Source organism: Arthrobacter sp. 08Y14, from assembly GCF_002929455.1.
Lineage (GTDB): Bacteria > Actinomycetota > Actinomycetes > Actinomycetales > Micrococcaceae > Arthrobacter_B > Arthrobacter_B sunyaminii.
The window spans coordinates 399,486-423,302 of record NZ_PJIX01000002.1 but is presented as its reverse complement, the minus strand read 5'-3'; the positions used below and the strand labels follow the sequence as shown (position 1 = coordinate 423,302).

Here is a 23,817-nt window from a genome sequence, read left to right as displayed (position 1 = left end):
GCGGCAGGTCAGGGTTTTGAGCATGAAACAGGCAGCGGACGACGGCGGTGCCGGGTCCGGCGCCGCTTCCACCTCCGCGGGCGGAACGGCTGCGACGGCTTTGGACTGGGCCTTCTTCGTCTTCAGCGGCCTCGCGTCCATCTGGTTCGCCGGATTGCTGCTGCTGCGTGGCTCGTTTGAGCTGGGGTACGTCGGCTTTCTGGTGGTGTTTTGGGTTGTACTTGCCTATCTGGTGTTGCCGCGCGTTGATCGGGTGCTGACGCAGATCTTCATCCCGGACTATTTCATGGGCCGCACGCGTACCAGCGCGGGCCTGTTCGGGGACGCCGTCAACCTGGCATTTCTGGGCAGCGAGAAGCAGCTGCGTGGAGCATTGGAGCGGACGGGCTGGGTGCTCGCTGATCCGGTGACGCTGTCCACCAGCTGGCGGATTGTCACCTCCACACTGCTGCACCGCAGCTACCTACAGGCACCGGTCAGCCCGCTGCTGCTGTTCGGGCGGCAGCAGGACTTTGCCTATCAGCAGGAGGTCAACGGCAATCCGCGGCAGCGACACCATGTCCGGTTGTGGCGGTGCCCCGAAGGGTGGATGCTGCCCGGCGGCATCGCATCTGACTGGTTGGGCGCCGCTTCCTTTGACCGTGCCGTGGGACTGTCCCTGTTCACCCTGCAGGTCACGCACCGGGTGGGCGAGAACATTGATGCCGAACGGGACTATCTGGTCTCCTCCATTCAGCAGGCTTTTCCCAAAGCGTCCGTGAACGTCATCAAGAACTTTTCCACCGGGTACCACTCCCGCAACGGCGGCGGTGACTCCATTGTCACGGACGGCGACTTGCCGGTAACCAACCTCACCGCAATATCGGCGGCAGCTGCAGAATCTGCGCCCTCCCCCGGGCCCGCGTCCTTCTCAACCTCCGTGCCCGGCCGCACCCGCATCCGCCGCCCGGCACCTGTCATCTTCGGTGCCGGCCTGGTGTTCCTGCGCGGGCTCGCTGCGCTGACTGCGGCGGCCCCGTTCCTGGCGCGGCTCACCGAAGTGCCTTGGGTGAGCAGACTGGTGAACGACGTATTGGGCCAGCAAAGCTCCGAACTCGCGAATCTCGGCAGTGCCTACGCGCCAACCAGCTTCACCCTTACGGTGTTCGCCTGCGTGGAAGCTGCGCTGGCTGTGTTGATTCTGCGCGGAAGCAATACAGCGCGGGTTACGGCGATGTTCCTGAGCTCGGCCGCCATTATTCTGCAGGTTACTGCCGTGCTTTCGGGCTCGGTATCCAACCTTGGCTCGAACCTGTTCGGATATTCCTTCGATATCCTGCTGATCCTCGCCCTTTCCAGTGAGCGAGCCAGAATCTATGCACGCACGCACAGCCGCCGCCGCCGGGCACGCAGCCCCTGAGCCAAACCGGGTTTATGCTCACCGACGAACGGCAGCACCCGCTCACCGGCTAAGGTGCTGAGCGGCCCCTCAGGCGTCCGCCCGCCAAACCACCCTGAACCGCTCAAGCACCAGCTCGTCGGACTCGGACCAGCTGATCCCCCGTGCCGCAGCGGTGCGCTCCCAGTACCTGCGGTGTTCGCGCCGCCAGGAATCCAAGCTCAGGTCATCCTCGCCTTCGTCGCGCGCAAAAGCCGCATCGACGTCAAGAAAGGTGCCCAGGCGAAGTTCCGTGGTCCGCAGGATAGCCCGCGGGGCGCCGGTGCTGTCACAGACAATCCAGTGGATGCCGATCCGCGGCAGCTGATCCCCCTCCTCCACGTATTCCGCAACGAGCGAAGAGGTGGCGGTTTTCCTGCCGTCCAGCACCAGTGCGAGGAGCTCATCGGCCAGCCTTGGGGAATCCCCGAAGGTTTCCACGTTGTACTGGCTGTCAGCAGCGGCCTGCTCGGGGTTGGCAGCGGCGTAGGCATCCCAGAGAACGGCCGCGGCGTCGAAGTCCGGTTCAATCGAATCAGTCGGGGTGTCCATGCTTCCCAGTCTGCCACTGCGGCGGGACCTGCGCCCACACCCTTACGCAGTACGACGGCGGCACCCGCGTGCCGCCGTCGACCTACCGTGGATCGAAACTAGACCTGTGACTGCCGGGCCGGCAGCAGCGGAGCAAAGAACTCCCCGAGCTCCGCCGTTGCCGTCAGCGGCAGGACGTTGGCCACGTACTGGTCCGGGCGGACCACCACCATCACGCCGCCGCGGTCCAGGCCGCGTTCCTCGAAAATGTCAGCCTTTGGATCGGCACCGTAAACCTTGGCGAGGTCCGTGAGCTGGTAGGGGCCCACCTCGGGCTTGAACACTGACGGCACCGCGTTGAGGTCGATGCCGGTGTGGTCCTGCTGGTAAATGACCTTGACGTCAAACCAGGCGTCGCGGTCTGCGCCCTCCGGCGTGGCTGCCAGCGGCGATTCGGGAGCGGTGTCCAGCCACCGGGCCAGGTCGCTAACCGGCGAGGCAGCTCCGGCCGGCGCCGCGTCGGCGAAGACGTAGATCCGCCAGCGGCCGTCCGCCTTGGCCTGGTGGCCGAGGTGAACCGGATTGGTGTCCGATACGCGTCGCACGGGTGCGGACTTGAAGCGCTTGCCTACGGGGAAACCGGCGGCCAGGTCCTGGTGCTTGGCTTCGGCGATGACCATCGACGGCGTGTACTCCGTCATGAAACCGGCCGGGAATTCGGCGGTGCGCACGTAAAAGTCCTCAAGATCCGAGGGGTTCTCGAACTCCTCGGGCCGCTTGGCCATCAGTGTGGACCATTCCTTATCGAAATTGATGAGGTTCTGAGCCACCACCTGGCGCTCGGCTGAATAGGTGGAGAGCAGGCTCTCCGGGCTGCGGCCGTCCAGTACATGGCCGAGCTTCCAGCCGATGTTGAAGCCGTCCTGCATAGAGACGTTCATGCCCTGGCCGGCTTTGGCGCTGTGCGTGTGGCAGGCGTCGCCGGTGATGAACACGCGCGGGGTGCGGGTGCCGACGTCTGCGGGCAGAACGTCGTCGAACCGGTCGGTGAGCCGGTGGCCCACTTCGTAGACGCTGTGCCAGGCCACGTTGCGGACGTCGAGCGTGTAGGGGGCCAGGATGCCGTTGGCCTTGGCGATGATCTCGTCGATGGTGGTCTTGCGGACAGCACCGTGGTCATCCTCGGGCACCACACCGAGATCCACGTACATCCGGAACAGGTGCCCGCCCTCACGCGGAATGAGCAGGATGGAACCGCCGTTGGAGGACTGGATGGCGCACTTGGTGCGGATATCGGGGAAGTCAGTGTTTGCCAGGACGTCCATCACGCCCCAGGCATGGTTTGCCTTGTCTCCCTCGAGGGTGCAGCCGATGGCGGAGCGGACCCTGCTGCGGGCGCCGTCAGAGCCCACCACATACTTGGCCTTGACCGTGCGTTCGGTGCCTTCATCCGGACCTGCAGTGCGCAGGAGGGTGACGGTCACCGGGTACTCGGCGTCGTCGTCGACCTCAAGGCCAACAAACTCGAAGCCGTAATCGGGGGCCATGCGGGTGGGTGCGTAGGCCATGACCCGGGCGAAGTAGTCCAATACCCGGGCCTGGTTCACGATCAGGTGCGGGAACTCGCTGATGCCCGCTTCATCATCGAGGGCGCGCCCGGAGCGGACAATGCGCGAAGGGTCCTCGGGGTCGGGGCGCCAAAAGCACATCTCGGTGATCCGGTAGGCCTCAGCGGTGATCTCCTCGGCGAAGCCAAACGCCTGGAAGGTTTCGACGCTGCGGGCCTGGATACCGTCTGCCTGGCCCAGAACCAGCCGCCCGTCGCGGCGCTCCACGATCCGGGTGGTGATGTTCGGGAACTGTGACAGCTGCGCGGCGGTGAGCATGCCGGCCGGACCGGAGCCGACAATCAGGACGTCAACCTGATCCGGAAGCTCCGCAGGGCGGTCAAGGCCCACGCCTGCGGCCGGCTGAATGCGCGGGTCTCCGGATACGTAGCCGTGGTGGTGGAACTGCACGGGTGTCCTCACTTCTTTGTGTCTGTGGACCGACTGGGGTTTCACGTTTCAAACAGCGACTCTGTTCGTTATTTGAACAACCAGTTCAGTATTCGAATCAAGATTGTGTTCACTGTACTGGAAGTATGATGCGGGTCACAAGCAGGCTGCCATGGGTGGCGGTTGGGGAACTGTCGCTTGCTGGACTGATAGAGCAGCCGCGGAAACTTCGCATCCTCTCTTGGCAGGCCTCAGCCGTCAACGGTGTGTGCCTGCAGCCCGGCTCTTTAGACTCTTTTGACCCGTTCCAGCCTTGCAGCCTTGCCTTTGCGCAGCACCCCTGTGAGCGTGGCGGCCCGGGCGTCCTTCACTGGGACATGCCGCCGCACCGAGAGGAAATACCATGCGCACCCCTACACCCCGTGACCATCAATCGTTAGCCGACGATCAACATGCAGTGAGCGTCCGGCGCAGGACATTCCTGGGCGGCGTAGCCGGAACCACGGCTGCCGGACTCGCGGGCCTGAGCCTGCTCACGGCACCTTCGGCCGTTCCGGCACCGGCAGCCCCCGCCATCCCCGGCACGGACACCGATCCGCTGGACCTGCTAAAACGGATGCTGTCCTTCGATACCCAGAACTTCGGAACAGGAGCCAACACCCGCCCCCATGCCGAAATGCTGAGGGAGGTCTGGACCCGCGCGGGAGTTCCGGTCGAAATCATCGACACGCCGCAGCCAAACAATGTGCATCTCATCGCGCGAATCCCGGGCACCGGCCGGGCCGACCCCCTCCTGCTGCTGGGCCACTCCGATGTGGTGCCGGTGGAGCTGGAGAACTGGACAGCCGACCCGTTCAGCGGCGAGGTGCGCAACGGTGAAATCTACGGACGCGGCGCGTTGGACATGAAGGGGGCAAACGCAGCTTCCATCGCGGCCCTGCTGCGCCATCTGAGCGAAGGCGCCCGTTTCGACCGGGACATCATTGTACTCACAGACTGCGACGAGGAAGCGGGATCCTTCGGTTCGCGCTGGCTCGCAGCTAACTACTGGGAGAAACTCGACGCAGGTTCTGTGCTTACGGAGGGAGGCTGGTTCCTGGCCCAGGAGGATCAAACCACCCCCATGCTCATCAGCGCAACGAGGCAGGACAAGGTCTACTTCAATATCGACCTCATCGCACGGGGCACCGCCACCCACTCCTCCAAACCGCTCAGCGATGCCGCCATTGTCACCCTGGCCCGCGCCGTCGCGAAGCTGGGCGACTGGCAGGCTCCGGTCCATCTCACGGATGTGACCCGTGAGTATTTCAGGGCACTGGCGGAGGCCACCAGGAACCGGGGATTCGCCCAGGCGCTGCGGAGGATGCTGGAGGCACGGAACCCTCAAATGCTGGACCGCTGGGCACGCATGGTGATCGCCAAGTCGCCCTACCCGGCATTGCACAGCGCACTGCTGCGCACCACCCACGCCTTTGTCATCGAGAACGCGGGTTACAAGGAGAATGTCATTCCGTCCTCTGCCGAGGCACGCTTGAACTGCCGCGCCATTCCCGGAGGCCAGAAGCCGCGGGAATTCCTGGCCCAGGTCCGCGACCGGCTGTCCGGCAAGGACGTGGAAGTGAGGATCGCGGCCCCTGAAGGCGTCTCCGAAGAGGATTATCTGGCCACGCTGGACCAGACTTGGGCCACTCCTCCGGCGGACACCAACACGGATCTGTTCCGGGCGCTGAAAACGGCGGCCCGGAAGACCTACCCCGGAGCCCGCTTCACTCCCGCCCTGTTCGAGGCGGGAACCAGCCTGGCCCCGTGGCGCGACCGCGGAATCCCGGGCTACGGCGTCTACCCTTATGTCCTCAGCAACGAACAGTTGATTGGGATGCACGGCAATGACGAACGCATTTTCACTGCTGCGCTGGAGCAGGGTACAAACTACATGTACTCCGTCTTTTCCGGCTTCAGGGTTTAAACGTCCGGATACAGAGAGGCTGTGCCCGGCCCCAGTTTGGCCGGGCACAGCCTTTGTCGTGGTGTATGGCCTTATGACCGCTGCGGCCGAGCCACCGCCAGGGCAAGAATGCCCCGTGCCCGCGAGCAGCAACAGTGAGATGACAATCAGGGAGATCCTGAAATGTCTATCAAGCCTCAGTTAATGTCAATTGCATCGCCACCCCGCCGCAAAGGAAAAATGCATGCTTATGAAATGTGCAGTGCTCGACGATTATCAGCATGCGGCCACCCGGTTTGCCGACTGGGGTAGCCTCGGCGAACAGGTGGAGCTGACTGTCTTCACGGATCACCTCACCGGGGAAGATGCCGTGGCAGAGCGCCTGGCCGGGTTCGACGTCGTCGTCCTGATGCGCGAACGGACGCCCTTTCCAGCCAGTTTGCTGGTGCGGCTTCCCCGGCTGAAGCTGTTGGTGACCACCGGCATGCGCAACGCGTCCGTCGATGTGGAGGCAGCCCGCGACCAGGGCATGACAGTGTGCGGCACGGCGAGCAACTCCTCTCCCCCGGCGGAGCTGACCTGGGCCCTGATCCTGGGATTGGCCCGTCATCTGGTTCCCGAAGCGACGGCCCTCAGGGACCGCGGGCCATGGCAGCACACCGTCGGCACGGACCTGCACGGTGCCACCCTCGGGCTGCTGGGACTGGGCAAGATCGGTTCGCAGGTTGCACGCGTTGGAACGGCGTTTGGCATGGACGTGCTCGCGTGGAGCTCCAACCTCACCGCCGAACGGGCCGAGGCAACCGGTGCAAGGCTTGCAGCTTCCAAGGAGGAGCTGCTGGCTGAAGCCGACGTCGTCTCCGTCCATCTGGTTCTCAGCGACCGTACGCGGGGCCTGCTCGGCGCCGGGGAGCTGGCCCTCATGAAGCCGACGGCGCACTTGATCAACACATCGCGCGCCGCGATCGTGGATCAGGCAGCCCTTCTGGAGGCGCTGATGCAGGGGCGGATTGCCGGCGCCGGACTGGATGTTTTCGAGGAGGAGCCGCTGCCGGCGTCGTCTCCGTTCCGGGATCTGCCCAATGTCCTGGCGACCCCGCACCTGGGTTACGTGACGGAGCGGAACTACGCCACGTTCTTTCCGCAGGTGGTGGAGGATATTCAGGGATTCCTGGCCGGTGCTCCCCTGCGGATGCTGTAGTCCACCGGGTCCGGGGCGCCTGCGGAGGAATCCCCGGCGAGATCCCTCCGCTTTGGGAAAAGCGCCCGGTTTGGGCAAAAGCGTCCGGTTTGGGCAAAAACTGCCGGTCCGCAGCGGCAGGGATTTCCCAAAACGGAGGGAAATGCCCCAAGTCTCCGCGCTAGACCGGCTGGTAGGCGCCCGCCACCCCTGCCATAGCGTCCAGCGAGGAGATCACCACGTTGGCCGACTGGGTTGCTGCGTCATCCACCTGGTCCCGGAAATCATCCTCCGCTGCCGGCCCACACAGGTCGGAGATGCCGCGGACAGAAATGAACGGGGCCCCAAAAACGAAGCATGTCTGAGCAATCGCAGAGGACTCCATGTCCGTTGCCAGCGCACCGGGGAAACTACCGGTAATCAGTTCGGCCCTGGCCGGAGTGACAAAGTTGTAGCTGGAAACGATCAGGCCGTGGTGCATGGGAATGGTTCCGCCGGACTGGACCAGGCGAATGGATTCGGTCAGCGGCTCAGGGGCCGGGTAGGTATCGGGCATTCCCGGTACCTGGCCGAGCTTGTAGCCGAAGGCACGGGCATCGGCGTCCACATTGATGTACTGGGTTCCCACCACTACGTCGCCAACACGGACACCGGCTCCCAACCCGCCGGCGCTGCCCGCGCTGATCACGACCGGATGCTCGGTGTTTCCGCTGGCACGCTGTGCTTCGAGAATTGCCGAGGTTGCTGCTCCGGCGGCGTTAACAAGGCCGATGCCGGTTCGAACGAGCACAACGGGGTGGCCAGCCAGAACAGCATCGCGGTGAACCGCATTTCCGATCTGCCGGGCCGGGCCAATATCCTCTGCCCGTTCGATAAAGGGGACAAGCTCGTCTTCCATCGCTACGAGGATGACGAATGCAGCTGAACTCACGCGTACACCACATCCCAGCCGGCGCGTTCCGCAAGGAAGCCTGAAGCCGCCGCCTGCGCCGCTTCGAGGGAGTGGTTGGCGCCCCAGCCGCACTGAACCTCATTGGCTGCAGGTACTTCAGCTGCGCGCAGAACGTCGTTCAACGTCACCTCGATCAGAGCAGCGACCTCTTCAAAGGCAGGAGCCCCCTGCATCATCAGATAGAAGCCCGTCTGGCAGCCCATCGGAGAAAAATCAATCACCTTGTCGGAGTGATTGCGTGAATGTTCGGCGAAAAGGTGCTCCAGGGAGTGCACGGCGTCCATTTCGAGGTGGGCCGCGTTGGGCTGGGTGAACCGGACATCAAACTTGGTAATCACGTCACCGCCCGGAAGCTGCTTTGTGTCGGCAACCCGGATATATGGTGCCGCAACAAGACGGTGGTCGAGGTTGAACGATTCCACATTCATGCGCTCTTGATCCATCTTCATCCTTCTGTTCTGTTCGAGGGGGCGTTCCGCCGTCCGAGCCCAGGGATCCCCCGGCCCCGGCAGCCGCAGTGGCGGCAGGGACAACAGACCAGACTATAGGGTGAAGCTGTTCAAGATTCTGAATATCGCTGACGCACGGCGTAAAGGTGACCAAGAACGCAAACCCCGGACCCTTCGCGGGTGCGGCAGGATGTTCGTATGACCACTGCGAAAACCGTGCTCTTATTCCTCCTGGCCGCCCTGGCCGAAATCGGCGGCGCCTGGATGGTGTGGCAGGCCGTCCGGGAGGATCGCGCCTGGTGGTGGGCCGGTCTCGGAGTCATTGCCCTGGGGCTCTACGGCTTTGTAGCGACGCTTCAGCCCGACGCACATTTCGGGCGGATTCTGGCGGCCTACGGCGGAGTGTTTGTTGCCGGATCGCTGGCGTGGGGCATGGTCTTTGACGGCTTCCGGCCCGACCGCTGGGATGTCATCGGCTCGATCATCTGCCTCGTGGGAGTAGCGGTCATCATGTTCGCGCCGCGCGCGTCGGCGGTTGCCTTGTGACGGCCGACCGCCGGCAGACTCTGGCCGCAGCGTATGCCGACGTCGTCCTGGACAACCTGCGCCGCCCCTACCGCACGCCGCGCCGCATCGGCTGCCTCCGCCAATCCGCAAATCCGCCGCCTGGGCAGGGCGCTGGATCCCTTGGTGGATACTGTGGCACAGCTACCCGAAACCCGGGTCTGATCTGTATATTCAAGCCAGTCGCAACCGGACCGGTTGCCAACTTCCGGGAAGGCGCGGACATGGCGAAGCTGGATTTGCGAGTGCGGTTGATCGGACGGGCCCTGCGGAGGATCTCAGTCACCGGCAAGAGCGAGGAGCAGATCCTCACCGATCAGCAGCGCACCGTCGAACACAACCCGGTGCTGGACTGGGTGCTGGGCGGGCTCGCAGCGGGCGTTGACGTCACCGATGACACCGCAGACGGCGGCGAGGGCCGGCTCCCGGTCCGGATTTACCGCCCGCACAACGCCCAGGGCCTGTTGCCGCTCGTCATCCTGGTTCACGGCGGCGGCTGGACCAGCGGAACTCTGAACACCTACGACTGGCTGGGCAGCAACATTGCGAAGGAAACCGGCGCCGTCGTCGTATCCCTCGATTACCGGCTGGCACCGACGCACCGCTGGCCCGCTGCGGCCGAGGATTGCTACGCGGCCCTGGTGGATGTGGCAGCGCGTGCGGCGCAATGGCAGGCCGACGGCGGCAGGATCGCCGTCGTCGGCGACAGTGCCGGAGGGAATCTTGCCGCGGTTCTGACGCTGATGGCCCGGGACCGGTCGGGGCCGCCGATCACTTTTCAGGGCCTGATTTACCCCGCCACCGACCTGACCCTGGGCAGCGCCTCGCTGGAGGAAAACGCGGACGCGCCCGTGCTCACCAAAAGCGATGTCCTCGCCTTCCGCCGCCACTACGTGCCCGACGACGGCGATCGCAGCAATCCCTATGCCTCGCCCCTACTTGCCGCAGACCACAGCGGACTGCCCCCTGCACTCATCCAGGTGGCCGAGCATGATCCGATCCGTGACGACGGGCTGCGCTACGCCGAAGCCCTGCGCGCCGCCGGTGTTCCGGTCCGTGTCACCACCTACGTGGGGATGCCGCACGGGTATCTGGCGTTTCCCCGGCTCTGCCGCAGCGCCCCGCAGGCCCTGGCGGAACTTTGCAGTGAATTGCAGCTCGCCCTGACCGCTGCCGAAGTTCGGTAGCAGCATTGGAGGGACGGAGAAAGAACAAAAGTGTCAACAAGGTCTTGACAGCGGGTAGGTGTCAAGTTCTAATTGACACATGAAATCTTCACGAGCTGTCATAGCCCTTTTGGCCTTCATCATGCTGGTGGCGGGACTGGCGCTGATCGGCCTTTACCTCATCCTTGACTTGGACGGATTCCTCAAGGGCATGTGCCAGGGGGCAGCGTTCATGCTGATCGTCCTGAGCGTCTATTTTGGTGTTCTCTGTGTCCGCAGACACGGGCTAACCAGCACCCAAGCCGACGACTGGCTCCCCAGCCGGGACCGGACGGACCAGCAGTGACGGACCAGCTTGGCGGCGCAGATCTTCAGGAGCAGATCGGAGCCCTGATACTCGGCGATTACGACGACGCCGGCAACCTCACCGAGGCGGACCATCTCGCCCTGGTTGCGCGGACAGGTGCAGCTGAACGCGCCAGCCAGCAACTTCAGCACCGGGCGGTCGCTGCTGCCCGAAGCGCAGGCGTCAGCTGGGCTGCATTAGGCCGTGAGCTGGGATTGACCCGGCAAGCTGTCCAACAGCGTTTCGGCGGCCGCACGGAGGATGGCATCCCCGATTCTCGGGAACGGTGGCTCGGACCGGTGACTGCCTTCGATGAGATGGGTGAACTTGAGCTTGCCGGGAGGATGGGCTGGCGCACCATCGGCGTCGACTGGCTGCGTCACCGCGTGCTGCGCACCGATACCCAGTGGGAGCACCGCCGGGTGCTGTGGACAAAACCGTCCCACCTCTACGAGACAGACGGCTGGGAAGTCGGCTGCCGGGCCTTCCCCTGGCTATACCTCGTGCGCGACCTACACAAGGCGCCCGAAACTGCCGCAGCCCCCGAGTCAGAGTGACCCGGGTGGTCTGCCGCGGCGGGGGGCGGGCTACTCCATCTTTACACCGCTGAGCTGGCTGACGGCCTCCGGGTCACTGTGGTTGAAGAACTGGGTCTTGCCGGTATCGAGGTCCGCGATGGCTGCCATTTCCTGAGGGCTCAGCTCGAAATCGAACACGTCCATGTTCGCGGCCATCCGGTCCGCCTGAACGGTTTTGGGGATCACCACAATTTCACGCTGGATCAGCCAGCGCAGCACCACCTGGGCCACGGACTTGCCGTGCTCGGAACTGATGGTGCCAAGAGTCGGATTCTCGAAAAGGTTGTTTTTCCCCTCCGCGAACGGGGCCCAGGATTCGTGCTGAACGCCGTGGGTATGCATCAGTTCGTTTTCGACCGCCCGCTGGAAGAACGGGTTTGTCTCAATCTGGTTCACGGCCGGGGTGACGTTGTTGTGGAGGATCAAATCCAGCAGCCGGTCAGATCCAAAGTTGGAGACCCCAATGGCACGGGCGCCGCCGTCGTTGAAGATCTGCTCCATCGTCCGCCACTCGCCGTAGACGTCGCCGAAGGGCTGGTGGATCAAATACAGGTCCACGTATTCCATGCCCAGGTTCCGCAGCGAGGTTTCGAAGGCCTGCATGGTGGTGGCCTCGCCGTTGTCCTGGATCCAGAGTTTGGTGGTGATGAAGAGTTCGTTGCGGGGGATGCCGCTCTTCTGCACGGCGCGGCCCACGGCTTCCTCGTTCTGATAGGCCGCGGCTGTGTCCAGTGAGCGGTACCCGGCGTTGAGGGCATTCGTCACCGCCGCTTCGGTCTTGTCCGGCGGGATTTGGTACACACCGAAGCCAAGGATCGGCATAATGACGTCATTGTTGAGGGTGACGTATTCCATCGGTATTTCCTTTCAGTGGCAGCGTTACTGCCGTTGCGTTCCGAGAGGTGCGGCCGGGGCATTGGCACCCCTTCGACGTTACAAGCGCGGGGTCTGCCCGCGGCAGGCTGGAGGTTCCATTCCACCCCCGGCGACCCGAAGTTTTACCCGCACGGACCACGGGAAGGAGGCCGCATGAATACCGCAGGAGGAGGCACCCTTTCGCTCATCCTCTATGCCGCCGTATACATCGTTGGCGTCCGCTACCTGCTTACGCGAAGGGAACCCCCGGGGCATCCGTCACTCACCGGGGCCATGGTGTTGTGGCTGATCGTCGCAATACCGTCCCTGATCGGACTCGCCTCTCCGGCTCTCTACGATGCTTTGTCCCGCCAACCCGAAGCCATCGAGCAGGGACAGATCTGGCGGCTCCTCACCTCCACGGTGGTTCAGGACGGCGGCGTCGCCGGTACCGTATTCAACCTCATCACCCTCGCCTTCACGGCCGCCCTGGCATTCCGCCTCCTCCGCCCCGGGGCCGCACTGATCACCTTCACCGTCGGCGCCGTCGGCTTCAATGCCGCTGCAGCCTATGTCTGGCATGCCCCGGGCGCGGGCAACTCCGGAGCCACCTTCTTCCTTCTTGCCGCCACCGCCATGATCCGTTCCCTCCAGCGCCGCACCGGACCCGGAGGAATCGTGACCTCGGTCATCGCCGCGGCGGGAATCGTCCTGTCGTTCACCAACGACGCACACGGCACGGCCATCCTCGGCGGCCTCTTGTTCGGCGCCCTCGTGACAGCATTCGGTCATGCCTTACCGGAGTTTTCTGCGTTGTAGGTTTGAAGCCATGACTGAACGTGTGGGACAGCTTGCGTCCATTTCCCTTGATTGCCCTGATCCCGATGCGCTGGCGGAGTTTTATTGCGCTCTTCTGGGACTTGTTGAAGCGTTCGCCACCCCGGACCGCGGCGTGGTGGCGTTGTCCGGGGCCGGCCCCATGCTGACGCTGATGCGTGCCGATGACTACATCCCGCCTTCCTGGCCGGATGGTCCCCAGCGCCAGCAGATGCATCTGGATATTGCCGTGGAAGACGTGGACGACGCGATGAACGCAGCAGTAGTGTTGGGCGCAAAGCCCGCTGACCACCAGCCGGCACCCGAACAGTGGCGGGTACTCCTGGATCCCGCAGGGCATCCGTTCTGCCTGACTGCTGTCCGGCCTAACTGACCCGCCAGGTTGGTTTCACCCACTGTCGAAGGAAGCCCTCATGAGCGATCGACTTAAAGACAAAGTAGCCCTGATCACCGGAGCAGCAAGCGGCATGGGCGCTTCCCATGCCCGCGCCTTCGTGCGCGAGGGTGCCAAGGTGATGATTGCGGATATCAATGACGACGCCGGTGCCGCGCTGGCCGAGGAGCTGGGGGACGCCGCCCGTTACGTCCACCTGAATGTCACCAGCGCCGAGGAGTGGGCCGCCGCCGTCGCAGCCACCCTTGAAGCCTTCGGCGAACTCAATGTCCTGGTGAACAACGCCGGAATCCTCGACGGCGGGGCACTGGGCAAGTATCCGGTGGAGCGCTGGCAGCGGGTCCTGGACATCAACTTGACCGGACCGTTTCTGGGCATGACGGCGTCGGTGGAGGCGTTGAAGGCTTCCGCTCCGTCATCCATCATCAACATTTCCTCCACCGCAGGGTTGGAAGGCATTGCCGGGATGCACGGATATACGGCATCGAAGTTCGGCGTCCGGGGCCTCACCAAGTCCGCCGCCATGGAGCTGGCCGGCTCTCGCGTCCGGGTCAACTCGGTCCACCCGGGATCCATCCAGACTCCGATGACAGCCGTGATGGGCGAACAGAAGCCGATCGACTTCATCGAAACCACGCTCACCCGTCCGGCCGCTCCCGAAGAGGTCACCAGCATGGTCGTGTTCCTCGCCAGCGACGAATCCAGCTTCTGCACCGGGGCCGAATTTGTTGTGGACGGCGGAATTACGGCGGGGAAGATCTATAACGTCTGACCGTGTTCGGCGGACCGGCTCTCTTTGCCGGTCCGCGGAACCTCAGGCCCGCTCAACCGGCTGCTGCAGCTCAGTAACCCAGTCCTGCTGGTCATCGGACACGGCCCGGACATAGACCTCCCGGCACGGACCGGACGGCGAGAAGCCGCGGGCGATCATCTCGGCGTGAATGGCCTGCCAGCTTTCCCCGATCCGCTCCATACTGCCCAAGTGAACGCCGCAGATAGCGACCGGCACCGAGGGCAAATCCACTGCGTCCAGACCGTCGGGCGCGTCCGAGCTGATGGCATAGCCGGCGAGGATGTGCAAACCGTCTTCGGTCATTTCATACTGGGCAATCGGCTGGTCCAGCCGAACACCTGCGGAGGTCAGGATGTCCCCCACGGCGTCGAACAACGGCCCGACGACGCCGGCGACCTCCGGCTGTTCGGCCACCACGGCGCCGCGGGCAGCCAGCCGGACGGCAGGCAGGGACTTGGAGACGATCTCGATCTGTGCCATGGCATGTTCCTTTTCAATGAGGTGGAGGGTGCGCTCAACCGATGAGCCGGGCAGAAGCCGTCCGCTGCCCGCGTTCCACCTCGGCGCGCCGGATGCGGAGCATGTCTGTAATCCGGCCGACCTGAGGCTTCACCTGCGTATGCTGTGCGGCATGAGGACTCCAATGGATTATGACACCCGTTTTGCGCCGGTGGCCGACCAATGAGCGGGCGTATCGTCCTGTTCGGTGCCACCGGATATACCGGTGGGTTGGTGCTGAGCTCACTGCTGCAGCGGGGTATGCGCCCGCTTCTGGCCGGACGCAATACTGATTCATTGGCCCGTCTGGCCCGGGAACACAACGGATTGGAAATCGCCGCCGCAGACGCCGGGAATCCGGAGAGCATCCGCCGGCTGCTGGAACACGGCGACGTGCTGATCAGTACCGTGGGCCCCTTCGAGCGGTTCGGCCTGGGGGTTGCCGAAGCAGCAGTGCAGGCCGGCGCCCGCTACATCGACACCACGGGGGAGGTGGGATTTGTCCGCACGCTGCAGGACCGCTTCGGGCAGCAGTCGGAGGAAACCGGCGCAGTGCTGTTGCCTGCCTTCGGGTATGACTATGTCCCGGGAATCCTTGCCGGCGCCCTGGCAGCGCAGCAGGCGGGGGATGCCGGACGCAAGCTCGACGTCGGATACTTCACGTCCGGCTCGATGCGTCCCGGACTGAGCCACGGCACCCGCAGCACGCTGCGCGACGGACTGTTCCTGCCGGCAGTGCGCTTTAGCAACGGACGCCTGATTGAAGTGCGGACGGCGGCAGACGTCCATGATTTTCCGGTGATCGGAACGAGACGGGGACATAAAACGGGATTGCTGGTCCCGGGCACGGAAGTTCTTTTCCTTCCCGATGCGTTTCCCCAACTGGACAGCGTATCGGTTTACAACGGCTGGTTTTCCCCGTTCAGCCGTGCCATGAGCCTGATGTCCGCGGCCTCTTCTGCGGTAGCACAATCCCCCCGGGGCCGCCGCGTCATGGAGAAACTGGCGGCACCGATCGCCGGGAAACCGGGTGGACCGGACAGCGCCAGGCGGGCAAAAACCCGTACACAGGTGGTGGCCACCGTGACGGGAACGAACGGGGAGCTGCTGTCCGCCGTACAGCTCACGGGCCCCAATGTGTACACGCTGACCGGCGAGCTGATTGCCTGGGGAGCTGAGCAGCTGCGCGACCGGCGAGACCTGTCACCGGGTGTGGCCAGCCCCCTCAGCGCCTTCGGACTTGAGGTCCTGACGCAGGGATGTGCCGACGTTGGGTTGGTGCCAGTGGACAGGCACCGGCCCCTAGGCTTCGCTGGGCGCGGGACTTTCCCCATCTCGCCGAGGCCGCGCTCACGGCTGAAGGTTGATCAACTGACGGACGGTGTGCCGCAGGGAATTCGACCACTTTGGGATTCTGCTGCCAGTTTGGGAAATCCCTGCCGGTTTAAACCGGCAGGGATTTCCCAAACCGGAGGGGATTTCCCTGGACCGGGACTTCCCTGCGCGGCTGCTACACCGAACGGGTCTCTCCCGCCCGGTCGGTGAAGGCCGCCTCCAGGTTCCCCGCGAGCGCCTCCTCCACCCGTCGTCCCATGTCACGGATTTCCTCGTCGTCCGCGACCACCATCTCGTTGCGTGCCGTCTCGAGTACCAGCGAGCTCTGCCGTCGGATCTCTTCGCGCTGTGCATCGTTGACGGCAGTGGCGGCGCAGTCGCGCAGGAGCCGCAGCACCGCAGTGAGCACAATGGGCTCCGAATGGGCGAAACGGCGAACCGGACCGCAGACAAGGTCAAGAAAATACCGGTAGTCCCGGCCCGTGGTCACCAGGCGGAGCACGCCGTCGTCATCCCGGTGGGCCTCGGGCCCCAGCCGGCGCCGCTGCAGATCCACCAGCAGGTCTGCGCAGTACCCGGTGGCGTGGGCCGCAGTGATGGGGTCATTGATACTGGGAGAAATGGCTTTCACAGCTATGTCGGTCAGTTGCCGCAGCCCCAGGGCGGCGTCCTGTTCCGGCGTGCGCTCATAGCCGATGTCCAGGGCCTCTGCCAGGGACTTCTGCACGGCACCCAGCGGCACCGGCCCGCCGTCGTCGGCCCAGACCCGTGCCACCGGGGAGCCAACCGTAACGTGGTCACCCGGCTGAACCATGATCCTCACGGCCAGCCCCCGATCCTGCAGTACTTTCATCAGCGGCCGCCGGTCAATCCTCTGGATGATCCCGCTGCGCCCGCCGGGAACAAGTGTGCCTCCCCCGGGAAGGTCAAACTCCTGCACTTCCCCCGTTTCGGACACCGGATAGGTGTCCCGTAGAACCGCCAGGCAGTCCTGATGTGCGTTGAGCATCATGGTGTCCACCCGCAGGGACCGGGCGATGTGCCCGATGAACAGCAGCAGCACAATCCCGGAAGCAATTCCCAGCACATACACCATGCCGACCACCAGCACCGGCACCGGGCGGTTGGCATCCATCCCGTGCAGGCCGGTGATGCTGACCAGGAACGTACCCAGCAGCACGCCCAGCACAGCCTGGGTCCGTGCGTCACGGGCGAATTCACGCAGCAGGCGGGGCGAGAACTGCTGCGAGGCCAGCTGCAACGCCACCACGGTCAGCGAAAACGTGACGGTTGCGGCCGTCATCACGCTGGTGGCGACGGTCTGCAGCAGGCTGGACGCGGCGTCGACGCCGGTGGGCCAGATCCACTGCGCCCAGGCCACGTCATCACCGGGGCGAACCTGCATCAGCAGCAGGGTCAGGAGCACTGCCGCCAGCGAGGCGCAGCTTGGCCAGAACCACAGGGATGCCCGTAGTCCCTCCCGGGTGACCCGGAACCGCGGCTGCGGTTCGTGCGGATGGCGGGCGGCAGATGTTGAACCATGAGCCATGGGAACCTCTCAGAACAAGGAAAGTAAGCGTGATCCCAGTCTGCCCGGAGGCCGTTGCGGTTCCAATCGGCCGCCGCCCCGCGCCGCGCCTTTAAGAGTGTGCCTCACGGGCACCCGTTAGGCTGAAACCCACCCGCACCACTACTGAGAGGCACTTCCTTATGAGCCCCGGCTCCCGCCGCCCGTCCAAACCCCTGGCCGTCACGGCCTCCCTGATGCTGGCAGGACTGCTTACGGCTGCTCCGGCGTCTGCCGTGGAACCGGCGCCGGTCCCTGCGCCCGCAGAGCTTGCCGCACCCCAAAGCACTCCCGCTCAGAGCAGGCAGCAGATCATCGACGTGTTCAACGGCATCAATGCCTTCCGTAAAGGCAAAGGCCTCAAGCCGCTGCGGATCGGTGCGAACGCTTCACTCGTGGCCCAGGAGTGGTCCACGCACATGGCGGACACAACAACGTTGGAGCACTCCTCAGGCTATGCCAAGGACAAGCGGATTGAGTCCGGTTTTGTCTCCGCTGCCGAGAACGTCGCCTACAACAGCTACGGCACGGGCCAGTCCATGGTGGACCAGTGGATCACCTCCCCCGGACACAACGCCAACATGAGCCGGCCCGCGGACAACGTCATGGGTGTGGGAATCGCGTTCGACAAGCAGGACGGTTTCATGTGGGGAACCACCACGTACTACCAGTACGGGCAGGTCCCGCAAAAGACGTTTGCGACGGCGGAAGAGTACCTCGCCAGCATTGCCCCCATGCCGCCGGCCGTTTTCAAGGACGTCCCGAACGGTTCAGCCTTTGCCGAGGATATCCGCTGGATGACCGAGCAGGGCATCACCACCGGATGGCCCGACGGAACCTTCCGTCCACTGGACACTGTGCGCCGCGACGCAATGGCGGCCTTCCTGTATCGGCTGGCGGAGTCACCCCAGCACAGGCCGCAAAACGTCTCCCCCTTTAAAGACGTCTCCCCCAGCCAGCAGTTCTACAAAGAAATGACCTGGCTTGCCGGAACCAAGATCACCACCGGTTGGCCGGACGGCACCTTCCGTCCGCTGGACACCGTGCGCCGCGATGCCATGGCCGCCTTCCTGTACCGCAGCGCCGGTTCACCGGCCTACACCCCGCCCAAGACATCCGTCTTCACGGACGTCACCACGGGAAACCAGTTCTACAAGGAGATCTCGTGGCTCGCGGACCAGGGCATCTCCACCGGCTGGCGGCAGCCCAATGGCACAAGGACCTTCGCCCCGGAGCAGCCTGTTGCCCGTGACGCCATGGCAGCGTTCATGCACCGCTTCGATCAGCGGGGCTGGTAAACCCACACCGGGTTGGGGGCGATGAGCACCGCTCCCAACCCGGCGTCGATCATGTACCCTCAGCGGCATGACGGCACCCATGGTTTATGTCCTTTTCCCGGGGACTGCGCGCGAAGCCCTGACCTTTTATGCCGGCGTGTTCGGCGGAGAGCTTTCCCTGCACACCAATGCGGACTTCGGCAGCAGCGGTCCGCCCGGTGCCATCGCCCACGGTGTCCTTGACGGTGTGGTCACGCTGGCCGGGGCGGACGCCGGCCGGCAGGAAAAGAGCGTTCAGGTTCAGGGGGTAATGCTCTCCCTGCTGGGGACCGCCGAACCGGCGCTCCTGCATGAATGGTTTGCACAGCTGTCCGACGGCGGCCGGATAGTTGATCCGCTGGCCCCCAAGGCGTGGGGCGCCTCCGACGGGCAGGTGGTTGACCGGTACGGCCTGCACTGGCTGATCGGGTACGAGCCTGCAGCAGCTTCTGCAGCCAAATCCGCAACCGAAGGGAACGGGCTCCATGAATCTTGATGCCAATCCGCAGCGCGCATCGGAAATGTGCCAGGAAGCTCACACACGGCTCCTGCGGAGTGCGGACAAGCTGACGGACTCCGATGTCCGAGCTGCCAGCCTTCTGCCCGGATGGACCGTGGGGCACGTTCTCACGCACGTGGCTCGCAATGCCGATTCCCACGCCCGGCGAATAACGGGGGCTCTGGACGGACTCGATCTGCCTAAGTACCTGGGCGGCAGCAAACAGCGGGAGGAGGAAATCAAGGCGGGTGCCTGGCGATCAGCGGACGAGCTCGTCGCCGATCTGGAAGCCAGCGAATCCCGGCTTGAGCAGGTCTTCGACCGGTACGCAGCGGCAGGATGGCCCAACGGCCATTTCCTCGGTGGATCGGACTACGGCGTGTGGGCGTGCCCGGCACACAGGTTGCGCGAAATCGAGATGCACCATGTGGATCTGGGTCTTGGCTACACCCCTGCGGATTGGCCGGAGGAATACGTGGCGTGGGATCTACAGAATTTGCTGGCCGGCGCTGCCGACCGGCTCATTTCGCCCAGTGACCGGCGAGAGTTCATGGCCTGGCTGTCCGGCCGGGGACCCCTGGACCCGGAAACGGAACTGGCCCCCTGGTGATGACGGTCCCGGGCTACGGCACTGCCTCCCGGACAGCGGCATAGAGCAGCATGTCCCGCCGCACTCCCGCAATCTCCTGGTGGCTGCGGAGCAACCCCTCGCGGGAGAAACCGGCGTTTTCCGCGCTGCGGACGGAGCCGGTGTTCCACGGTTCGATATACAGCTCAATCCGGTGCAGCTCGGGAATGGTCCAGGCGAAACCGCACAGTGCCAGCAGTGCATTGGCGGCTACACCGCGGCCGCGGTCTTCCGGGCTGACCGCATAGCCCGCCTGGGCACGGCCCGCTCCCAGCTCTCGGAGCCAGAGTCCAATCTGGCCCAGACAGCGGCCGGTTTCGGCGTCGGCTATGGAAAACGCGAAGGCCGTCCCGCGGCCATGATGGCGGCGTTGGCGCCCAACCCAGGCCAGGGCCTCATCATGCGTTGCATTCGCCGGGAGGGTTCCCACCGTTGGTACATACGGATCCTTGGAAAGCTCCATCGCCATCGCGGCATCCCCGTCCTCAAACCGGCGCAGGATCACGTTGCCGCGGGAAGGGGCGACGGCCGGCCAAGGCGGAATCTCCGGGCTGATATCCATCCGGATATTCTGACGCACACCGGCCCGGTCTTCCCGCAGCCCCTGGCGTGCGTGTCCCCGATTCCTCGACAATCGGTCCCGGCCGGGGCAACAGGTGGCGGTGCTACCGGCCGAACAACTTCCCCAGCCAGCCGGCACCGGACTTCTCCGGCGCCTGGATGCCTTTCCCGGACTTAGCCGCCCCGCAGCCGCAGGGATCGTTTTCTACGCAGGGATCGTTTTTGGCTACGCAGCGATCGTTTTGGCTACGCCGCGGATCACTTTGCGGGCAGCGTTACTGTGAAAGCGGAGCCCCGCCCGAGTTCACTGGTGAATGTCAGCTCACCATTGTGGTCCTCCACGATGTTCTTGGTAATCACCAGGCCCAGTCCAACGCCGGGAACCGCCGAAGCCACCGCCCTGCGGCTCCGGAAAAATTTAGTGAACACCTGCTCCCGCTCGGCCGGACTCATCCCAATACCGGTATCGGACACAGTCAGACGGATCAATTCGCGTTCCTGCCGGAGACGGACGCTGACGGTGCCGCCGCCGGGCGAATATTTCACCGCGTTGGAGAGCAGGTTGTCGACCACCTGTGCCAGCCGCTGCGGATCCACCTCCACTGTCAGGCACGCAGGAAGATCCTCTTCCAGCGCCACCGCATTGGCCCGGGCTTTGGGCGTCACGGACACCAGGCCCGCGCGCACGATCTCGGCCAGGTTCACCGGCCGGCGTTCCATCTTCTTGCTCCCGGAGGCCACCGACAACAAATCGGAGACCAGGCTCAGCAGCCGTTCGGAATTGCGCAGCGCCACCCCCAGGACGGTGCTGACATGCGGGGACAGGGTTTCGTCCTCGAGGGCAAGGTCGAGGTATCCCATGATAGAGGTCAGCGGGGTCCGCAGTTCGTGGGAAACACTGGCCACGAACTCCTCCTGCGCCGCCACTGCCTGGACCAGCCGGGTGACGTCATTGAAAGCGAGCACCGATCCGGAGAAAATGCCGTCGGTTCGGATCGGACGGGCCGAGACGTCGACGGCCATTTCCTTATCGCTGCCGGGGGCCAACCAAATCACTTCATTGAAGAAGGACTCCCCGGCAGCAGCCCGATAGAACGGCTGTTCCGGAGTTGGAACCAACGTCTCCCGGTCCGGCCGGTAGACCGACTGCTCCATCTCGGCAACGGAGGCATTTCCTACGGCCGCACGCCAGGTGGACACCAGGTGGGCGTTGGTGAGCACCACTTGCCCCTGCTCACCCAGGACAAGCAGCCCGACGTCGGCAGTGTCCAGGAATGTGGCCAGCAGGGCCTCACGCTTCCTGCTCTCCGCCAGATTGGCCTCCAGGATGCGGTCCTTTTCCTCGAGTTCCCTTTGATTTGCCCGAAGTTCAGCCTCCACTGCGGCACGCGACGCTTCTGCGGCCTCCGCTTTGCGCAGGGCGGCAAGCAATTCCTGCTCATAGGATCGGCGCTCAGAGGCGTTGAAGACGGAAATGCGGTCCAGCCCACCGTCGTCGCCCTCGGAGCGGACCCCGGAAAGAAGGGCAGGGATCCGTTTCCCGTCTGCGGAAAGCAGCTCCACTGCCATTTCATTGAAACACCCGGATACGGCCAGCTGGGGTGCTGCATGGGAAGCAAAGAGAATCCGGTCCCCAACCGGCAGCAGGTCCACAATGTTGCCGCCGATCAGCCCGCCACGGGAATGCCCGGTCCAGGAGACCAGTGTCCGGTTGACGTCCACGATCGTGCCGTCTGTTGCCAGGACGAGATATCCGGAGGCAGCCGCGTGGAAATGCTCCTCATAGCTGCTATCCACGAGGGTCGCTTTCGATGTAGGCCAGGATGGCCGACGCGGTTTGGCGAGGGGCGTTCAGATGCGGCATGTTCCCGCGGATGTCCAGCGGCATCAGCGTGCTGCCCGGCAGGTGCTCGTGGAGGTAGCTGGAGGCGGCTTCCGGAGTCAACGGATCAGCCAGCGTTTGAAGGATCAGTGCCGGAGCCGGAACCCGCTCCAGCAACGGCCGGACATCCGCCGCAAAGGACATCCGCAGAAAATCCCGGACGTATTCGGGCCGCAGCCGGCACATCCGCTCGGCCAGTTCGGCGCTGAGCCCGGAGCCGGGCTCCGTTCCCGTGATGCCCGGAGCAGCGGCAGCGGCCCACAACGGATGTTGGCTTCGACGGCCCGCAGCACGTCCTCCACGTTTTCCGGTTCGAATCCGCCCGCGTATCCGTCATGGCTGAGATAGCAGGCGGAGGCGCACAGCAGAACCAGCCGCCCGATGCGGGAGCTTTCCACGGATGCGGCCAAGGCCATCATTCCGGCGACGCTGTGACCCACCACCGTGGCGTTTTCCAGTTCCAGGGCGTCCAGGACCTCCAGCAGGTCAGCTAGGTATCCCTCCAGCGAAGCGTATTTTTCCGGTGAGTAGGCGGTAGGCTCGGCCCACCCTGTTCCCACATGGTCCAACAGCACCACTTTGCAGGTTTCCGTAACCTCCGGCAGAATCCGGTCCCAAATAACCTGGTCACAGCCGAAGCCCTGCACCAGCACCAGTGCCGGCCCGTCCGCACGTCCCAGCACCTTCACGTTGTTTCGTTGGAAAACCGTATCCGCGCTCACCGGGTTGATTGCTGCATCCTCGTTCATCCTGCACCTGCTTCGGGTTGATTATGACTATTCATACGACGCCTGCCAGAGACAATGCGGCCGCCAACCGCACCACCGTGATCAGCAGGCGGCTGCCTGCACCAGTATCAGTTGGAACCTCATCGATGTCCGGCGCAAAAGCAGGCAAGAAATGCCGTCCCGGGCGATGACTTCGCTGGACGGAACATTCGTTAGAGGTCAGATCGGCTCATCGCTGCCGAGTGAGACGCTGGCCGGGGTCTTTGCAGGAACGGGAACTCGACACCGGCAGCCGGAACGGTTTGGCATCCTGCTCATCGGAAGCAGTGAAATAAATCCGGGTTGATTTACGCATGAAAGTTGAGACCTTTTCGAGACAATGCCGATCACCGGTGAAATTCCGGTGACGGGGGCGCCAGAGAAAGAGTTTGATTCCCGCAATCTAACAGAACACTCACATCTGCAGAAATTCATGCACAGGCATATAAATGCATGCAAGGGATAGATAACCTTGTGTTTTCGCGGGGAGGGGTTCCGGTCTCAAACGGAGCCTCCCCGAGCGGATGACATATGTGACTAACGGCACCACAACCTGCAGGGGGCTCTGCTTCCCGCAGGCCCCTGATCGTCGCACGGCAGCGTCACGATCGGCTCAAGTTTGCCGATCGACGAAGGTCCCGCGCGGTCGGCATCTTTATTCTGGTCATGAGCGTCTTTGGACTGACACGAGACCTTCTGGGCCTTCACTGAGGCGGTGCAGACGGAAGGGCCTGCCGAGGCAGTTGTCCCGACCGGTCCT

General features: G+C 64.1%; 25 protein-coding genes. 14 read left to right on the top strand and 11 right to left on the bottom strand.

Annotation, left to right across the window (positions count from 1 at the left end):
- Positions 1 to 22: 22 nt before the first annotated feature.
- Entirely contained in the window at positions 23 to 1,399 is a 1,377-nt protein-coding gene (locus CXR03_RS08545) for an LssY C-terminal domain-containing protein (RefSeq protein ID WP_104103350.1), read from the top strand.
- Positions 1,400 to 1,468: 69 nt separating this feature from the next.
- On the opposite strand, the gene CXR03_RS08540 is transcribed toward CXR03_RS08545, so the two are convergent.
- Complete coding sequence (locus CXR03_RS08540) at positions 1,469 to 1,969, bottom strand: ASCH domain-containing protein (RefSeq protein WP_104103348.1); 501 nt, start codon at positions 1,967 to 1,969, stop codon at positions 1,469 to 1,471.
- Between the two features lie 98 nt (positions 1,970 to 2,067).
- Entirely contained in the window at positions 2,068 to 3,966 is a 1,899-nt protein-coding gene (locus CXR03_RS08535) for an FAD-binding monooxygenase (protein ID WP_104103346.1), read from the bottom strand.
- A gap of 436 nt (positions 3,967 to 4,402) precedes the next feature.
- Between CXR03_RS08535 and CXR03_RS08530 the strand changes: the two genes are divergently transcribed.
- On the top strand, positions 4,403 to 5,911 hold the full coding sequence (locus CXR03_RS08530) for a M20/M25/M40 family metallo-hydrolase (protein WP_258073561.1): 1,509 nt from the start codon (positions 4,403 to 4,405) through the stop codon (positions 5,909 to 5,911).
- Between the two features lie 223 nt (positions 5,912 to 6,134).
- Positions 6,135 to 7,091 carry a D-2-hydroxyacid dehydrogenase family protein gene (locus CXR03_RS08525; protein ID WP_104103343.1) on the top strand — a complete coding sequence of 319 codons (957 nt, stop codon included), beginning with the start codon at positions 6,135 to 6,137 and terminating at the stop codon, positions 7,089 to 7,091.
- Positions 7,092 to 7,251: 160 nt separating this feature from the next.
- Here the strand turns inward: CXR03_RS08525 and mtnN are convergent, their stop codons facing one another.
- Both mtnN and CXR03_RS08515 read right to left on the bottom strand, forming a co-directional pair.
- Complete coding sequence (mtnN, locus tag CXR03_RS08520) at positions 7,252 to 8,001, bottom strand: 5'-methylthioadenosine/S-adenosylhomocysteine nucleosidase (protein WP_258073560.1); 750 nt, start codon at positions 7,999 to 8,001, stop codon at positions 7,252 to 7,254.
- Positions 7,998 to 8,465 (bottom strand): S-ribosylhomocysteine lyase, encoded by a 468-nt coding sequence (locus tag CXR03_RS08515; protein WP_104054847.1) that lies wholly within the window; start codon positions 8,463 to 8,465, stop codon positions 7,998 to 8,000. The genes mtnN and CXR03_RS08515 overlap by 4 nt, the downstream gene beginning before the upstream one ends.
- Before the next feature lie 204 nt (positions 8,466 to 8,669).
- Here CXR03_RS08515 and CXR03_RS08510 point away from each other — a divergent pair, with 204 nt between their 5' ends.
- From CXR03_RS08510 to CXR03_RS08495, 4 genes are all read left to right on the top strand, one after another.
- Positions 8,670 to 9,017, top strand: coding sequence for a YnfA family protein (locus CXR03_RS08510; protein WP_104103342.1), 348 nt, complete (start codon positions 8,670 to 8,672; stop codon positions 9,015 to 9,017).
- Between the two features lie 242 nt (positions 9,018 to 9,259).
- On the top strand, positions 9,260 to 10,222 hold the full coding sequence (locus tag CXR03_RS08505; RefSeq protein ID WP_146070476.1) for an alpha/beta hydrolase: 963 nt from the start codon (positions 9,260 to 9,262) through the stop codon (positions 10,220 to 10,222).
- Between the two features lie 79 nt (positions 10,223 to 10,301).
- Positions 10,302 to 10,547 carry a hypothetical protein gene (locus CXR03_RS08500; protein WP_146070475.1) on the top strand — a complete coding sequence of 82 codons (246 nt, stop codon included), beginning with the start codon at positions 10,302 to 10,304 and terminating at the stop codon, positions 10,545 to 10,547.
- Positions 10,544 to 11,104: a hypothetical protein gene (locus tag CXR03_RS08495; RefSeq protein WP_104103337.1), complete on the top strand. Its 561-nt coding sequence runs from the start codon at positions 10,544 to 10,546 to the stop codon at positions 11,102 to 11,104. The genes CXR03_RS08500 and CXR03_RS08495 overlap by 4 nt, the downstream gene beginning before the upstream one ends.
- 30 nt (positions 11,105 to 11,134) lie before the next feature.
- On the opposite strand, the gene CXR03_RS08490 is transcribed toward CXR03_RS08495, so the two are convergent.
- Positions 11,135 to 11,980, bottom strand: coding sequence for an aldo/keto reductase (locus CXR03_RS08490; protein WP_104103335.1), 846 nt, complete (start codon positions 11,978 to 11,980; stop codon positions 11,135 to 11,137).
- A gap of 174 nt (positions 11,981 to 12,154) precedes the next feature.
- Between CXR03_RS08490 and CXR03_RS08485 the strand changes: the two genes are divergently transcribed.
- Genes CXR03_RS08485 through CXR03_RS08475 form a run of 3 tightly spaced genes read left to right on the top strand, consistent with a single transcriptional unit; the run spans position 12,155 to position 13,983 of the window.
- Positions 12,155 to 12,799, top strand: coding sequence for a rhomboid family intramembrane serine protease (locus CXR03_RS08485; protein WP_104103333.1), 645 nt, complete (start codon positions 12,155 to 12,157; stop codon positions 12,797 to 12,799).
- A 10-nt stretch (positions 12,800 to 12,809) separates the two neighbouring features.
- Positions 12,810 to 13,190, top strand: coding sequence for a VOC family protein (locus CXR03_RS08480; protein ID WP_104103331.1), 381 nt, complete (start codon positions 12,810 to 12,812; stop codon positions 13,188 to 13,190).
- Positions 13,191 to 13,230: 40 nt separating this feature from the next.
- Positions 13,231 to 13,983 (top strand): glucose 1-dehydrogenase, encoded by a 753-nt coding sequence (locus CXR03_RS08475; protein WP_104103330.1) that lies wholly within the window; start codon positions 13,231 to 13,233, stop codon positions 13,981 to 13,983.
- Between the two features lie 42 nt (positions 13,984 to 14,025).
- On the opposite strand, the gene CXR03_RS08470 is transcribed toward CXR03_RS08475, so the two are convergent.
- A complete protein-coding gene (locus tag CXR03_RS08470; RefSeq protein WP_104103328.1) occupies positions 14,026 to 14,484 on the bottom strand; it encodes a GyrI-like domain-containing protein in 459 nt (152 codons plus the stop codon).
- A gap of 201 nt (positions 14,485 to 14,685) precedes the next feature.
- Between CXR03_RS08470 and CXR03_RS08465 the strand changes: the two genes are divergently transcribed.
- Positions 14,686 to 16,047 (top strand): trans-acting enoyl reductase family protein, encoded by a 1,362-nt coding sequence (locus CXR03_RS08465; protein ID WP_104103327.1) that lies wholly within the window; start codon positions 14,686 to 14,688, stop codon positions 16,045 to 16,047.
- On the opposite strand, the gene CXR03_RS08460 is transcribed toward CXR03_RS08465, so the two are convergent.
- Positions 16,013 to 17,386 carry a DUF2254 domain-containing protein gene (locus CXR03_RS08460; RefSeq protein ID WP_104103325.1) on the bottom strand — a complete coding sequence of 458 codons (1,374 nt, stop codon included), beginning with the start codon at positions 17,384 to 17,386 and terminating at the stop codon, positions 16,013 to 16,015. The two genes, CXR03_RS08465 and CXR03_RS08460, sit on opposite strands and share 35 nt — an antisense overlap.
- A gap of 161 nt (positions 17,387 to 17,547) precedes the next feature.
- Between CXR03_RS08460 and CXR03_RS08455 the strand changes: the two genes are divergently transcribed.
- The 3 genes from CXR03_RS08455 to CXR03_RS08445 all read left to right on the top strand — a co-directional run bounded on the left by CXR03_RS08455 (position 17,548) and on the right by CXR03_RS08445 (position 19,829).
- The gene (locus CXR03_RS08455; protein ID WP_258073559.1) at positions 17,548 to 18,702 is read left to right on the top strand and encodes an S-layer homology domain-containing protein; all 1,155 of its coding nucleotides are present in this window, start codon (positions 17,548 to 17,550) and stop codon (positions 18,700 to 18,702) included.
- Positions 18,703 to 18,769: 67 nt separating this feature from the next.
- Positions 18,770 to 19,216 carry a VOC family protein gene (locus tag CXR03_RS08450; protein WP_104103323.1) on the top strand — a complete coding sequence of 149 codons (447 nt, stop codon included), beginning with the start codon at positions 18,770 to 18,772 and terminating at the stop codon, positions 19,214 to 19,216.
- Entirely contained in the window at positions 19,206 to 19,829 is a 624-nt protein-coding gene (locus CXR03_RS08445; protein ID WP_104103322.1) for a maleylpyruvate isomerase N-terminal domain-containing protein, read from the top strand. Before CXR03_RS08450 ends, CXR03_RS08445 begins: the two co-directional genes overlap by 11 nt.
- Before the next feature lie 13 nt (positions 19,830 to 19,842).
- On the opposite strand, the gene CXR03_RS08440 is transcribed toward CXR03_RS08445, so the two are convergent.
- The 4 genes from CXR03_RS08440 to CXR03_RS08425 all read right to left on the bottom strand — a co-directional run bounded on the left by CXR03_RS08440 (position 19,843) and on the right by CXR03_RS08425 (position 23,039).
- The gene (locus CXR03_RS08440; protein WP_104103320.1) at positions 19,843 to 20,409 is read right to left on the bottom strand and encodes a GNAT family N-acetyltransferase; all 567 of its coding nucleotides are present in this window, start codon (positions 20,407 to 20,409) and stop codon (positions 19,843 to 19,845) included.
- A gap of 257 nt (positions 20,410 to 20,666) precedes the next feature.
- Positions 20,667 to 22,205, bottom strand: a complete 1,539-nt coding sequence (locus tag CXR03_RS08435; protein WP_104103318.1) for an ATP-binding protein — start codon at positions 22,203 to 22,205, stop codon at positions 20,667 to 20,669.
- Complete coding sequence (locus CXR03_RS18270; RefSeq protein WP_104103316.1) at positions 22,198 to 22,407, bottom strand: alpha/beta fold hydrolase; 210 nt, start codon at positions 22,405 to 22,407, stop codon at positions 22,198 to 22,200. Before CXR03_RS18270 ends, CXR03_RS08435 begins: the two co-directional genes overlap by 8 nt.
- Positions 22,377 to 23,039, bottom strand: coding sequence for an alpha/beta fold hydrolase (locus CXR03_RS08425; RefSeq protein ID WP_104103315.1), 663 nt, complete (start codon positions 23,037 to 23,039; stop codon positions 22,377 to 22,379). The genes CXR03_RS18270 and CXR03_RS08425 overlap by 31 nt, the downstream gene beginning before the upstream one ends.
- Positions 23,040 to 23,817: the final 778 nt, after the last annotated feature.